11 protein-coding genes are annotated in these 14,303 nt (G+C 66.7%); 8 read left to right on the top strand and 3 right to left on the bottom strand.

The features are described 5' to 3' along the window. Positions 1–36: 36 nt before the first annotated feature. The 8 genes from AB7290_RS00480 (at position 37) to AB7290_RS00445 (ending at position 7,020) form a co-directional block, all read left to right on the top strand. Complete coding sequence (locus AB7290_RS00480; RefSeq protein ID WP_085405022.1) at positions 37–429, top strand: lipopolysaccharide assembly protein LapA domain-containing protein; 393 nt, start codon at positions 37–39, stop codon at positions 427–429. A 66-nt stretch (positions 430–495) separates the two neighbouring features. Then, complete coding sequence (locus tag AB7290_RS00475) at positions 496–1,167, top strand: phosphoribosylanthranilate isomerase (protein ID WP_085405023.1); 672 nt, start codon at positions 496–498, stop codon at positions 1,165–1,167. After that, a complete protein-coding gene (trpB, locus tag AB7290_RS00470; protein WP_028149800.1) occupies positions 1,164–2,381 on the top strand; it encodes a tryptophan synthase subunit beta in 1,218 nt (405 codons plus the stop codon). Before AB7290_RS00475 ends, trpB begins: the two co-directional genes overlap by 4 nt. Next, positions 2,378–3,214: a tryptophan synthase subunit alpha gene (trpA, locus tag AB7290_RS00465; RefSeq protein ID WP_085405024.1), complete on the top strand. Its 837-nt coding sequence runs from the start codon at positions 2,378–2,380 to the stop codon at positions 3,212–3,214. Before trpB ends, trpA begins: the two co-directional genes overlap by 4 nt. Positions 3,215–3,326: 112 nt before the next feature. Continuing rightward, positions 3,327–4,268: an acetyl-CoA carboxylase, carboxyltransferase subunit beta gene (accD, locus tag AB7290_RS00460; protein WP_063980168.1), complete on the top strand. Its 942-nt coding sequence runs from the start codon at positions 3,327–3,329 to the stop codon at positions 4,266–4,268. Further along, positions 4,265–5,608, top strand: a complete 1,344-nt coding sequence (locus AB7290_RS00455; protein ID WP_085405025.1) for a bifunctional folylpolyglutamate synthase/dihydrofolate synthase — start codon at positions 4,265–4,267, stop codon at positions 5,606–5,608. The genes accD and AB7290_RS00455 overlap by 4 nt, the downstream gene beginning before the upstream one ends. A 163-nt stretch (positions 5,609–5,771) precedes the next feature. Beyond that, on the top strand, positions 5,772–6,512 hold the full coding sequence (locus AB7290_RS00450; RefSeq protein WP_085405026.1) for a metallophosphoesterase family protein: 741 nt from the start codon (positions 5,772–5,774) through the stop codon (positions 6,510–6,512). A 79-nt stretch (positions 6,513–6,591) separates the two neighbouring features. After that, positions 6,592–7,020, top strand: a complete 429-nt coding sequence (locus AB7290_RS00445) for an SRPBCC family protein (protein WP_085405027.1) — start codon at positions 6,592–6,594, stop codon at positions 7,018–7,020. Between the two features lie 74 nt (positions 7,021–7,094). On the opposite strand, the gene trxA is transcribed toward AB7290_RS00445, so the two are convergent. The 3 genes from trxA to addB all read right to left on the bottom strand — a co-directional run bounded on the left by trxA (position 7,095) and on the right by addB (position 14,134). After that, entirely contained in the window at positions 7,095–7,415 is a 321-nt protein-coding gene (gene trxA / locus AB7290_RS00440) for a thioredoxin (RefSeq protein WP_007598398.1), read from the bottom strand. Between the two features lie 69 nt (positions 7,416–7,484). After that, complete coding sequence (gene addA, locus AB7290_RS00435) at positions 7,485–10,994, bottom strand: double-strand break repair helicase AddA (protein WP_085405028.1); 3,510 nt, start codon at positions 10,992–10,994, stop codon at positions 7,485–7,487. After that, complete coding sequence (gene addB / locus AB7290_RS00430) at positions 10,988–14,134, bottom strand: double-strand break repair protein AddB (RefSeq protein ID WP_085405029.1); 3,147 nt, start codon at positions 14,132–14,134, stop codon at positions 10,988–10,990. Before addB ends, addA begins: the two co-directional genes overlap by 7 nt. Positions 14,135–14,303: the final 169 nt, after the last annotated feature.

The raw sequence follows: 14,303 nt of genomic DNA, 5'->3' as shown, positions 1-14,303 counted from the left end.
GCGGCCGGAAGCTTGATTCAAGGCGAGCGAAGCGAGATGCGAAAGTTCCTGACCGCGCTGATCGTGATTCCGTTGGGCCTGATCCTGGTGACCTTTGCCGTCGCCAACCGGCATTTCGTCACGGTCTCATTCGATCCCTTCATTACGAACGACCCGTCATTCTCGGTGACGTTGCCGCTGTTCCTGCTCCTCATCCTGGTGGCGGCCCTCGGGGTCCTCGCGGGCGGCTGCGCTGTCTGGTTCGGCCAGCGGCGCTGGCGCCGCGCGGCGCGCCGGAATGATGCGGAGGCACGGGCTGCCAGGACCCAATTGGCCGATCTGCGGGCCCAGGCAGCCGCAGCGAAGCCCCAGCCCCAGCGCCTCCCCGTTCCCTCCGGGGTTGGCCTTTACGGGCCCATCGGGCGAGACAAGCAGCGCGCGACGTTGTAGAAGCGGCCGCAACCGAAAACTCGGTTTTCCGGCCGCAGACCCTCGGCCTTCACCTGCTTTGAGACCATGTCCCTGCTCGTCAAAATCTGCGGCCTGTCCACGGGCGAGACGCTCGAAACAGCGCTCAACGCCGGCGCCGACATGGTGGGGTTCGTGTTCTTTCCGCCGTCGCCGCGGCACGTCTCTCTGGAGCTTGGCCGCGACCTCGGCCGCCAGGTGAAGCGGCGCGCGCTCAAGGTCGCGCTCACGGTCGATGCCGATGACGCCACGCTCGACAACATCATGGACGCGCTGTCGCCGGATATCCTTCAGCTCCACGGCAAGGAGAGCGTCGCGCGCCTGCGCGACATCAAGCAGCGGTTCGGCCGTCCGGTGATGAAAGCGGTGCCGGTCGCAACCGCCGCCGATCTCGCCGTGCTGCCTGGCTACGCAGAGGTTGCCGATCGCATCCTGTTCGACGCGCGGGCGCCAAAGGACGCGACACGTCCCGGCGGCCTCGGCGCCGCCTTCGATTGGCATCTGCTCGAAAACCTGGAACTCAAGCTGCCGTATATGGTCTCGGGCGGACTTGATGCCCACAACGTCGCCGAGGCTCTTCGGGTCACGCGCGCCGGCGGCGTCGACGTCTCCTCCGGTGTCGAGAGCGCCTCCGGCGTCAAGGATCCCGAGCTGATCAAGGCCTTCATTCGCGCCGCGCGCGCCACCCAAGATGCAAGTCAAGAGTTGAGCGTTCGATGAACATCGCCAAACCAAATTCCTACCGCAGCGGTCCCGACGAGCGCGGGCACTTCGGCATTTTCGGCGGCCGCTTCGTCGCCGAAACCCTGATGCCGCTGATCCTCGATCTGGAAAAGGCCTACACCGCGGCCAAGGCCGATCCGGCCTTCCAGGCCGAGATGAACGGCTATCTCAAGAACTATGTCGGCCGGCCTTCGCCGCTCTATTTCGCCGAGCGCCTCACCGAGCATCTCGGCGGCGCCAAGATCTACCTCAAGCGCGAGGAGCTCAACCACACCGGTTCGCACAAGGTGAACAACGTGCTCGGCCAGATCATGCTGGCACGGCGCATGGGCAAGAAGCGCATCATCGCCGAGACCGGCGCCGGCCAGCACGGCGTTGCCACCGCGACGCTGTGCGCGCGCTTCGGCCTCGAATGCGTGGTCTATATGGGCGCCGTCGACGTCGAACGGCAGCAGCCCAACGTCATCCGCATGGAGATGCTGGGCGCAACGGTGGTCCCGGTGCAGTCGGGCACGCGCACGCTGAAGGACGCCATGAACGAGGCGCTGCGCGACTGGGTCACCAACGTGCACAACACGTTCTATTGCATCGGCACGGTGGCGGGCCCGCATCCCTATCCGACGCTGGTGCGCGACTTCCAGTCGATCATCGGCAACGAGACCAAGACGCAGATGCAGGAGGTCGAGGGACGCCTGCCGGATTCGCTGGTCGCCTGCATCGGCGGCGGCTCGAACGCGATGGGCCTGTTTCATCCGTTCCTCGACGATCCCTCCGTCGAAATCTTTGGCGTCGAAGCCGCCGGCCATGGGCTCACGCAACTGCATGCGGCCTCGATCGCAGGCGGCCGTCCCGGCGTGCTGCACGGCAACCGCACCTATCTCTTGATGGATGCGGACGGCCAGATCCAGGACGCGCATTCGATCTCCGCCGGCCTCGACTATCCCGGCATCGGCCCCGAGCATTCCTGGCTGCATGAGATCGGCCGCGTCAACTATCTCTCCGCGACTGATGACGAGGCACTCGCAGCGTTCCAGCTGCTGTCGCGGCTCGAAGGCATCATCCCCGCGCTCGAACCGGCGCATGCCATCGCCAAGGTGATGGAGCTCGCGCCGAAGCGGCCGAGAGATCACCTGATGGTCGTCAATCTCTCCGGCCGCGGCGACAAGGACGTCCCGCAGGTCGGCGACATCCTGAGGGGCAAGAGCAAGTGACCACGCGTATCGACACCCGTTTCGCCGAGCTGAAGAAAGCGGGCCGCTCGGCCTTCGTCACCTATGTGATGGCCGGCGATCCCGATCTCTCGACGTCGCTCAATATCGTCAAGGCGCTGCCCAAGGCAGGCGCCGACGTCATCGAACTCGGCATTCCCTTCACCGATCCGATGGCCGATGGTCCCTCGATTCAGGCGGCAGGTCTGCGCGCGCTCAAGAACGGCATGACCTTGAAGAAGACGCTGGAACTGGTGCGCGACTTCCGCAAGGACGACAACGTCACGCCGCTGGTGCTGATGGGCTATTACAATCCGATCTACATTTACGGTGTCGACAAGTTTTTGGCCGATGCCAAGACGGCCGGCGTTGACGGCCTGATCATCGTCGATTTGCCGCCGGAGGAAGACGACGAGCTCTGCATTCCCGCGCTGAAGGCGGGCCTGAACTTCATTCGCCTCGCGACCCCGACCACCGACGACAAGCGCCTGCCCGCGGTGCTCGCGAACACATCAGGCTTTGTCTACTACGTCTCTATCGCCGGCATCACCGGTGCCGCGGCGGCGGATGCGAATGCCGTCGGTGAAGCTGTCGCGCGCATCAAGCGGCATACCAAGCTGCCGATCTGCGTTGGTTTTGGCATCCGCACGCCAGAGGCGGCGCGCGCCATTGCCGAGAAGGCCGATGGTTCGGTGGTCGGCACGGCACTGGTCGATGCACTCAAGAACAGCCTCGATGCCGAGGGTCGCGCGACCGCCAAAACCGTTAACGCCGTGGCCGAGCTGACGGCGGCCCTGGCCCAGGGTGTCAAGGGCGCGAAAGCTGCGGCCGAATAGGCCATAATTCCGCTTTGGGGGCGGGCGAACACGGCGGCTTGCCGGGCAGAGGCCCGGCCGCCATATATCCTTCAGGCGGCCCTTCCGCGGGGCGCGCACATCGGAGCAAACCATGAACTGGCTTACCAATGTGGTTCGGCCGAAGATCCGCAACATGCTGCGGCGGGAGACGCCGGAGAATCTGTGGATCAAGTGCCCGGATTCCGGACAGCTCGTGTTCTACAAGGACGTCGAGGCCAACCAGTTCGTCATCCCCGGCTCGAACTACCACATGCGCATGGGTGCGGTGGCGCGTCTGAAGTCGATCTTCGACAACGAGACCTGGTACGACGTCGCGCTGCCCGACGTCACGCCCGATCCGCTCAAGTTCCGTGACGAGAAAAAGTATGTCGACCGCATCAAGGATGCGCGCGCTCGCACCAATCTGAACGATGCGATCAAGGTCGGCTACGGCAAGCTCGAAGGCGCCGCCGTCGTCGTCGCCGTGCAGGATTTCGATTTCATGGGCGGCTCGCTCGGCATGGCCGCAGGCGAAGCCATCGTGCGCGGGCTGGAGCTCGCGGTCGAGAAGAAGTCGCCCTTCATCGTGTTCGCCGCGTCCGGCGGCGCGCGCATGCAGGAAGGCATCCTGTCGCTGATGCAGATGCCGCGCACCACGGTCGCGGTGCAGATGCTGCGCGAGGCGAAACAGCCCTACATCGTCGTGCTGACCAACCCGACCACTGGCGGCGTCACCGCGTCCTACGCGATGTTGGGTGACGTCCAGATCGCCGAGCCCGGCGCGCTGATCGGTTTCGCCGGCGCGCGCGTGATCGAGCAGACCATCCGCGAGAAATTGCCGGAAGGCTTCCAGCGCGCCGAATATCTGAAGGATCACGGCATGGTCGACATGGTCGTGCATCGTCACGAACTGCGCCCGACCCTGGCGCGGCTGTGCCGCCTGCTGACCAGGGCGCCGGCGCAGGAAGGCGCATCGAAATCAGTGCAGCCGGTCGTCAGTCCGGCGCAGATCGTCTCGGCCGCCGAGACGGCGCCGGCCGCGCCGCACGCGTGAACGCGTACTCTGACAGCGCAAAGCCGCCGCTCGGTGAATTGATCGGGCGGCTGTCGGCCCTGCATCAGAAGCGCATCGATCTCGGGCTGGAGCGGATGCACCGCCTGCTCGAGCGGCTCGGCCATCCCGAAAACAAGCTGCCGCCGGTGATCCACATCGCCGGCACCAACGGCAAGGGCTCGACGCTCGCTTATCTGCGCGCGACGCTGGAGGCCGCCGGCCTGCGTGTCCACGCCTACACCTCGCCCTATCTCGTCCGCATCAACGAATGCTTCCGGCTCGGCCGCGTCGGCGGCGGGGTGCTCGTCGGCGACGATGAATTGCGCGCGGCTCTGGAAGAGGTCGAGCGGGTCAATGCCGGCGAAGCCGCGACCGTGTTCGAGCTGAAGACCGCGGCTGCCTTCCATCTGTTCGCGCAGAACCCTGCCGATGTCGTGCTGCTCGAGGTCGGCCTCGGCGGCCGGCTTGATTCGACCAATGTGATCGACACGCCGGCGGCCTGCGTGATCACGCCGATCAGCATGGATCATATGGATTTCCTCGGCGATACGCTGACCTCCATCGCCGGCGAGAAGGCCGCGATCATCAAGCGCGGCGTGCCCGTGATTTGCGCCGAGCAGACGGGCGAGGCGATGGCCGTGATCGAGGCGCAGGCCAGGCGCATGCGCGCGCCGCTGCTTGCCGCGGGCGAGAGCTGGCACGTCAATGTCGAGCACGGGCGCCTGGTCTATTCCGACGATCGCGGCCTGATGGATCTGGCGGCGCCGCGCCTGTTCGGCCGTCACCAGTTCGACAATGCCGGCCTTGCGATCGCGACGCTGCGCGCGATTCCGGCTTTCAAGGTCAACCAGGCGGCCTTCGAGGCGGGCATCGTCGGCGCTGAATGGCCGGCGCGGATGCAGCGCATCACCTCGGGCGAGCTGCTCGCGCTCGGACCGCAGGGCTCGGAGATCTGGCTCGACGGCGGCCACAATGCCGAAGGCGGGCGCGTTGCAGCAGCCGCGCTCGGCGATCTCGAAGAGCGGGTGTCGCGGCCGCTGGTCGTGATCGCGGGCATGATGGCCAACAAGGACGCGCAAGGTTTTCTCGCCAATTTCGCCGGCCTGACCCGTCACATCATCGCGGTGCCGATCCCCGACACCGAAAATGCAATGCCGGTCGACCGCCTCGCGGATGCCGCGCGCAGCCTCGGCATGCGCGTCGAGACCGCGCCCGGGATCGAAGCCGCGCTGCGCGGCTTGGCGAAGCTCGCCTACGAAGTGCCGCCGCGCATCCTGATCACCGGCTCGCTTTATCTTGCCGGCCACGTGCTGGGCATCAACGGCACGCCTCCTGCATAGTCTCTTGTCCCGGACGCGCTGCAACGCGTAAGCGTTGCTGCGCAGAGCCGGGACCCAGAGGCCACATGGGCCCCGGCTCTGCAGCGCACCGCACTCGACGATGCTTCGCATCGCGAGGGAAGCGCTGCGCTGCGTCCGGGGCACGAGAGTGACGAGAATGCCAATGCGTTTCGCCGCGATTGCCGACGTCCACGGAAACCATCTCGCGCTGGAGGCGGTGCTCGCCGACATCCACGCCCAGGGCATCGCCGACATCGTCAATCTCGGCGACATGCTGAGCGGCCCGCTCGATGCGCGACGGACCATCGAGATCCTGATGCAGCTCGACGCCGTGCACGTGCTCGGCAATCACGACCGCTACCTCCTCGACCGCCCGCCGGAAAAGATGGGCTCGTGGGACCGTCCCGCCTACGAAGCGCTCAACACCGCCCACCTCGACTGGCTGCGCGCGCAGCCGATGACGCGGGTGTTTGGCGAGCAGGTCTTCCTCTGTCACGCGACACCTGATGACGATGAAGTCTATTGGCTCGATACCGTGCACCCCGACGGCACCGTCGCACTCTCGCCGCTCGACCGCATCGAGCAGTTCGCGCAAGGCGTCACGCAGTCGCTGATCCTCTGCGCCCACACCCATCTTGCCCGCGCGGTGCGGTTGCGCGACGGCCGGCTGATCGTCAATCCCGGCAGCGTCGGTAGCCCCGGCTATCGCGACGTGCATCCATTCCCGCATGTCGTCGAAGCCGGTACGCCGCACGCGCGCTATGCGATCCTCGAGCTTGTCGGGAGTGCATGGCAGGTGACGTTCCGGCACGTCGCATATGACCACGAGGCGATGGCCGCGCTCGCGCGCCGCAATGGCCAGCCGGAGCTGGCCAATGCATTGGCGACGGGGTGGATCGGATAGGGGCACTTCGTCCCGGTTGCCTCGACTCCTGAATAAGCGCGCTTATGATGAGCGTACTTATCAAAGAGGGCAGCGTGCGATGAACGACGACAATGTCTGGCGGGGCGAATACGCGGTCGAGACATCGGCAGCCCCGGAGACGATCTGGAGCATCTTCCGCGATGTGCCCGGTTGGAAAACCTGGAACGCAGGTATCGAGCAGATCGACATTGGCGGGCCATTTGCGGCCGGGACGTGGTTCACGATGAAGCCTCCCGGCGAGGAGGCGCTGCGCTCGCAGCTGATCGAGATCCGCGAGAACGCGTGCTTCATCGACGAAACGCGGGTCGGCGATCTCGTCATCAAGGTCGCCCATCGCATCGAATCCCTTGGGGCAGGACGCACGCGCATCGTTTACGCCGTTGACGCGCGAGGGCCGCAAGCGTCCGAGATCGGTCCGGCTGTCGCGTCGGACTTTCCCGATGTTCTCGCCAGTCTCGCCAAACTCGCCGAAACGAGATCGGCGTGATTGCCGTCGAGCAAAAATAAAACGGCCGGCGTGTTGCCGGCCGTTGAAGAATTCTCAGTTATGCGCGAAGCGGATCAGACCGCCGACGTGATCCACTGCTGAAGCTTCGCCTTCGGCGCGGCGCCGACCTGGCGGGAGGCCATCTCGCCGCCCTTGAAGATCATCAGCGTCGGGATCGACATCACGCCATACTTGGACGCGGTCTTCGGGCTCTCGTCGACGTTGAGCTTGACGATCTTGACCTTGTCGCCCATCGCGCCGGCGATCTCGTCGAGGGCGGGTGCGATCATGCGGCAGGGGCCGCACCATTCGGCCCAGAAATCGACGACCACAGGGCCGTTCGCCTTGAGCACTTCGGCTTCGAAATCGGTATCGGAAACCTTGCCAACGGCCATTGGAGCACCTCGTACGGTTGAAAGAGAATCGGCGCGACGTGGAATCGCGCCCCGGATCATGGCGTCAACCTATGAACGGCTCCTTGCCGGGTCAAGGACGCTCACGCCGACATGAAGGGATGCCAGCGCCGCGTCCAGCGCGGGGGCTGAAATCTCCATATATTCAAGGGCCTCGGTCCAGAGCAGGACGGCCCGGATCGGCTTTTGGGGATAAAGCCGCGCCAGCACCGCCCGGTACAGCGCGAGCTGCCGGACATAGGCGGCGGGCGCCTCAGCGGCGCTTTTGGGCGCCGCCTGGTTGGTCTTGAAATCGACGATCAGAACCTCGTCCGGACCAACGACCAGCCGGTCGATCTGCCCCGACACCAGCGCTGGCGGCCGCCCGGGCCGGTCCAATCGGCCGACGATCGAGACCTCGGCACGGCTGCCGGCGGCAAACACCGGGGCAAAGCGTGGTTCGGCGATCAGGGCGAGAACCTTGTCGGCCAGCGCGGTCCGGTCGGCCTCCGTCCAGTCGGGCGCGTTGCGCGCCATGAAGCCAAGCGCGGCGTCGCGCCGGCGCTCGAGGGCGATGTCGGGGAGGGATTGCAGCAGCCGGTGCACCAGCGTGCCGCGCTGCAGCGCAATCGCGCGCGACTGCACCGATTCGCCTGATCGCACGCTACGGCCTTCCTCGGCCGACTGGCCGGAGGGGCGCACTGGATCGTCATCGACGCTCTCGTGCGGTAACGGCGTCCGCAGCCAGTCCGGCAATGCGATCGATTGATCCACCGACATCGCAGGCGTGCCGAGCGCCCCGACATCCTCCGGCCGGGCGAATCGGGTCACCTTGCCGAGCGGCGTCTCGATCGTCTGCTTGTCCAGGCCCGAGCCGGTGAGCCCGGTGTCGATGAGGTCATACCAGCTCAGCTTGCGGACCGTCTTCATGTTACCGGGCATGCAGCCGCCGACGATCAGCCGATCGGCCGCGCGCGTCATCGCGACATATAGCAGGCGGCGATACTCGTCCTCGGTCTCCTCGATCATGGCCTTGCGTGCGTCGGCGACGGGCTTGGGATCATCGGCCTTGCGCCCGGCCCAGACCACGACCTCGCCGCCATTGCCGCGCGGCACGTGGATCAGCCGGACCCGCTGCGAATCCGCGGGCGATGATGTCGTGTCGACCATGAACACGACCGAGGCTTCGAGGCCCTTGGCGCCGTGCACCGTCATCACCCGCACCTCGTCGCGCGAGATCTCCATGTCGCGCTTCACCTCGGTGTCGGCCGAGCGCAGCCAGGCCATGAAACCCTGCAGGGAGGCCGGTGCCTTGCGCTCGTAATTCAGCGCCAGCTCCAGGAACTCGTCGAGCGCGTCGTTGGCCTCATGGCCGAGCCGGCGCAGGATGCGCGCACGTCCGCCGTCGCCGCCGAGCAGCCAGGCGTAGAAGGCGAACGGAGTCTCGTCGCGCGACAGCGCCTCGCAGGCTTCAAGCCGCCGCAGTGCCGTGGCGAACGTCTCGCTTGTGGCGGCATGTTCTGCAAGCGCGCGGCGCAGCGAGCCCTTGCGGCCCCAGGCGAGCTGAAACAGGTCGTCGTCATCGAGCCCGAACAGAGGGCTCTTCAGCGCAACCGCGAGCGCGAGATCGTCCTGCGGCAGCAGCAGCGCGTCCGCAAGATTCATCAGGTCGATGATCGCGATGTGCTCGGTCAGCTTAAGCCGGTCGGCGCCGGCGACCGGAACATTGGCGTGCTTCAGCGCCTGGATCACGGCGTCGAACGCATTGCCGCGCCGGCGCACCAGGATCAGCATGTCGCCATAGCGCAGGGGGCGGCGCTCGCCTTCATGCCCGGTCAGGGTGCCGCTCTCGACCAGTTGCTTGATCTCGGTCTGGATGCGGCGGGCGAGCTTCACCTCGGGGCTGGTGGCGGCGACGCCATCGAACGGCGCGCGCCAGCCCTCGATCTCCTGCCTGTCGTCGGGCTCGGCGAGATCCCACAGCTCGATCACGCTCGGGCCCGCATCGGCGAGCGCATTGTGCAGGGGATGGCCGATCTCGACCGAATGGATGCTCTTGTAGATCTGGGGCTCGCGGAAGACGTGGTCGACCGAGTGCAGGATCGCCGCGCCCGAGCGGAACGAATAGGTGAAGGCGACCGGATCGAATTTCAGCCCGGCGGCGGTGAACTTGCGGTGCAGCTCGCGCCGGCGTGCGTCGAACTCTCGGGGCTGGGCGCCCTGAAAGGAGAAGATCGACTGCTTCTCGTCGCCGACGGCGAAGACCGTGCGGCTCAATCCTTCACGCGCGCCTTCGCCGGCGGTGAACTCCGAAATGATATGCGCGACGATGTCCCACTGCCGCGGGCTGGTGTCCTGGGCCTCGTCGATCAACACATGATCGACGCCGCGATCGAGCTTGTAATGCACCCAGCCCGAAGAGACGCGGTTCAGCATCGCCAGCGTCTTGTCGATCAGATCGTCGTAGTCGAGCAGCCCGCGCTCCTGCTTCTCGCGGCGGTAGTTTGCGGCGGCCGCGGTCGCGATGTGCAGCAGGGCCGCCGTGCGGTCGCGCATGGTCACCGCACGGCGCTTCTCGATCAATCCGCTGAGGCGCTGCACCTCGTTCTCGAACAGGCGGGCGACGGATGGGTTGTGATCGCCAAACTTCTTGGTCAGCACCGCCTTGCGCGGCAGCTTTTCGTCCGTGAGGAAGACGCCGAGATAGGCATCGACCTGTGCAGCGCCGGAAAACACCTTGGCCTCGCGGAAACGAGCGGCCTGGCTCTTGTCGGAAGAGGTGCCGTCTTCCAGCGCGAAGGCGATGTCGTCCCAGCGCGACCGCGGCAGGAACGGGCCGTCGAGAATCTCCGTTTCGACGTCCTCGATGCGATCGCTCGCATCAACGCCCAGCACCGCCGCCATCTGCTCAGCAGCTGCCCCGGCGTTGCCGGCCTCGTCGGTCCAGGCCATGAAATGATCGCGGCTGAGACAGGCCTCGCGCACGACCTCCTTGAAAGTGACGTCGGCCGCACTCGCCATCGCGGTGAGCAGCGCGCGGCCGGTGACCGTCTCCGGATCGCGCGCGGCCTCGAGCAGCACCTTCAGATTGGCGCGCTCCATCATGTCGGTCTGGTCGCGCTCGTCGATCACGGCAAAGCGCGCCGGCACGTTGGCCTCGAACGGAAACTGCTGAAGCAGCCGGGTACAGAGCGCGTGGATGGTCTGCACCTTCAGCCCACCCGGCGTCTCCAGCGCGCAGGCGAACAGCTTTCGCGCTTCGCGGCGTATTTTTCGATCGGGATGTGGGATGCCGACCGCTTTAATCGCCGCGTCGAGTGCGTTGTCGTCCAGCGTGACCCAATGGCCAAGCGTCGTGAACACGCGCTCGGCCATGTTGGCGGCGGCGGCCTTGGTGAAGGTGATGCAGAGGATCTTTTCCGGCGGCACGCCCGACAGCAGCAGTCGGATCACGCGCTGCACCAGCACATGGGTCTTGCCCGAGCCGGCATTGGCCGACACGAAGGCCGACGCAGTCGGATCGGACGCGCGCGCCTGCCGCGCACGCACTTCGTCGGGAATGGGACGCGGCAGCTTCACCATTCCTCGATCCCCAAGCCGCCGGCCGCGGACCATTCCTTGATCCGGGCGAGGTCGTCATAGGTGCCGTAGCGGTTGGTCCACATCGGCAGGTTCAGCGAGGTGTACGCCTGATTCTCGTCCTCGAAGGCGCGGATCAGCGCCTCGAGCTTGGCCCGTGCTTCGGCGGCGGCCGTGTCCGGCGGCTGCGGCTCGTCGCCTTGCCTATACTTGAGCTCGAGGATGCGCTCTTCACCGGGGGGATTGTTGCCGCTCAGGCGCACATAGACGAGCTGGCTGACGGACGAACCCGCGTCGATGTCAGGGAAACCGCCCTCGCGCAGGATCGCCGCTTCGAGAGTGAGCTGCGGCGACAGGCCCATGCGGACCTGCTTGCCGGTCGGCGGCTGCCCGGTCTTGTAGTCGAGGATGGCATAGCTGCCGCCCTGGCGCCGCTCGATGCGGTCGGCGCGGGCGGAGAGCTGGAAGCTGCGTTCGTGGTCGAGCCGGATCGAGATCTCGCCACGCGTCTCCGCAGTGATGACCTCGATCACGTCGCGGCGTGCCGTCTCCCATTCGCCAAACCAGCGCGCGATGCGCTGGAAGCGCGGCCACCACAGCGCGCGCGCTTCGGGGCGCTCCATCAGCGGCGCAAAATACTTTTCGCCGATCGCGCGCAGCACGCGCGCGGGATCGTCGGGCAGGCGCGTGGCGTAGCTTTCCGTGAACTCGCCGAGCGCATCGTGAATCGCCGAGCCGCGGTCGGCGGCCGACAGCGGCATGTCGACGGGATCGAGCGCATCGAGCCGCAAAATGTGCTTTGCGTAGATCGTGTAGGGATCGCGCAGCCAGTCCTCGATCGCGGTGACCGACATCTTCAGCGGCCGCGTCGCGCGCGGTGGCCGCGGCTCGGGCTGCTTGACCGGCTTGACCTCGTCGGGCTGGTCCAGCGCGCCGGCAAACTGCACGTATTTTTCGCCCGCGCGGATGGCCGTCTTCCAGAGCTCGGCGCCCGCGACCGCCTCTAACCGGTGCAGGAAGCGCGAGGCGACCGCCGGTGCGCCGCCGGCCTTGGCGGAATGGGTCAGGATCACCTCGTCGCCGCCGAGCAGTTGCGCGAAGTCGTGTGCGGAGAGGCCGATGCGGCGCTCCGGCAAATCGAGGCCAAGCTCGTGCCGCATCGGCCGGCTGAGCCAGGGATCGATGCGCGGCGCCGGCGGCCAGACGCCCTCGATCAGGCCGCCGACGATGATCCGGTCGGCCTGCATCAGGCGCGATTCCAGCGGGCCGTAGATCTGCAGCCGCGCGCCGGGTTTGTCCCGCCGCCGCACGGCGCGATCGCCGAATGCGGTCTGGAAAACGTCGGCGTAGTCAGGCAGCGTCACCATCAATCCGCTGGTGGTCCCGCCGCGCAGGAGGTCGTCGAAGGCGGCTGCGAGCGCCAGGCCCTCGCGCTCCTCGAAGGCGAGCGGGATGCCCTGCTCGTCGCGTGAAAGCTCGATCATGATCTCGCGGTGCCGGTGCGCGAGCTCGGCGAAGTCGTACGGCTTCGATGACGCGAGATTCTCGATCGGCGCCAACGCTTGTCGCAGGGCATCGATCAGCGCCTGGATGCGATCGAGGTCCTCCGCCTTCAGACGCGCACGCGGCTCCGCACGGTGCAGCGCGGAGACCTCGCTGCGCCACAGCTTTGCCAGCTCCTCGCGGAAACGATTGAATTCGCGCAGCAGGCCCGCGGTGCCCGCAGGCGGCCGCGTGCCGCGCAGGACTGCAAGCTCGAGGCCCTCGATTGCCGCCTTCCATGCGCCAGGCAGCCGGCCAAGCCGGCACAGCGGATGCTTCAGCATCGCCAGCAGCGTCGGCGGCTCCAATCCCTTGGTCGCCGCTTCCGATGCCAGGCGCGCAAAAACGCCGGCGGACGTTTCCATCAGCACGTCGCCGCCGGAATCGTCGAAGGCGAGATCCCATCGCGTGAGCGCGGCCATCACCCGCCGCGCCAGCGCGCGGTCCGGCGTCACCAGCGCCGCTGATTTGTCGAGATGGCGCGCCTCGCGCATCGCAATGGCGATCGCGAGGGCCTCCATTTCGGGATTGGGCGCCTCGACCACCGCGAGGTTTGACATGCCGCCGGCGATCTTCGCTGCGACATCCGGTTGCTTCAGCCGGTCGTGCCAGACTTCCGTCTTGGCAGATGGCCGCATCGATTCGGAGGCGAGCAGATCGCGGCCGCCGTCCGCTGCCGGTTGAAGCAGCTCGACATCGCAGCGCTTGATGCCGAAGCGATCCAGCAGCGCGTGCATGGCATATTGCGGATGGTTCGACGCCGGATGCTCCGCGAACTTGCCGAGCGAATCGCGCACGCCGCCGATGCTGCGCCAGGCGTCGTCGTCGAGGTCGGTGTCGAGGCCGGGCAGCACCACGGCACCATGCGGCAGCGATGCGACCGCATGCAGGAATTTTGCGGTGGCCGGCATCGAGCCGGTCGAGCCCGCCGCGATCACGGGGCCATGGGGATGCGCGGTCAATCGCCTGGCTTCCGCCGCGATCAGGAGGTCGCGCCGCGCCGCGGGCTCGATCCGGTTGATCTCGGCGAGATGGCCGGGCCACGCGATGCGCGCGATCCGCAAAAATTCGAGCGAGTGCTGCCAGTAGCGGTCGAGCATGTCGGGCACGAGGCCGTCGAGCGCGCTCCAGTCGACGCCGCGCGTCACCATGTCGTCGATCAGGCGTGCGAGGTCGCCGGCCAGCGCGAGTGTCGAGGCGGGGCCGCCGACCACCAGCGGGGACAGCACCGGGCCCTTGGCCCAGGCGGCGACGAGCTGCGCCAGCGTCAGCCGCCGTTCGAGCTCGCCAAGCCGTGGCGGAATGTCGAGCGGCGCTCCGCCGGAGAACTGCTCGCCCTCGTCGGCGAAAGCGAGCTCGTCCTCGTCGATGTCGCCGAGCGCGACGATGCGCGGCAGGACCACCGCATCGGCGGCCATCTCGTCGAGAAAGATCTCGCGCACGACGCGCATGGCGCGCCTTGTCGGCAGGTACAGCGTGGCATCCGCAAGCCGCGCCGGTTCCTTGCGCGCCTCGAATCCGTCGACCAGCCGGCCGTCGAGCAGGCTCGAGACGACCGTGCGCAGGAACGGAACTGAGATGGGAACGCTGAAAACGCGCATGGGCTGCCTGATTCGGGAATCAGGCGCCAATATAGGGAGGCGGATTCAAATGGATATGGGTGGAGGGGAGATAGTCCCCGCTGTTCGCTTTACACCGCTCTCGTCCCCCGGACGCAACGCGGCATGAAATGACGCGTTGCTGAGCCGGAGCCTATGCTGCTTGGTCGAA

It is taken from the genome of Bradyrhizobium sp. 613_E4_N2_2 (genome assembly GCF_052075995.1).
GTDB lineage: Bacteria > Pseudomonadota > Alphaproteobacteria > Rhizobiales > Xanthobacteraceae > Bradyrhizobium > Bradyrhizobium barranii.
Note: the sequence above shows the minus strand (reverse complement) of the source record. Positions and strands in the feature narration are given on the sequence as shown.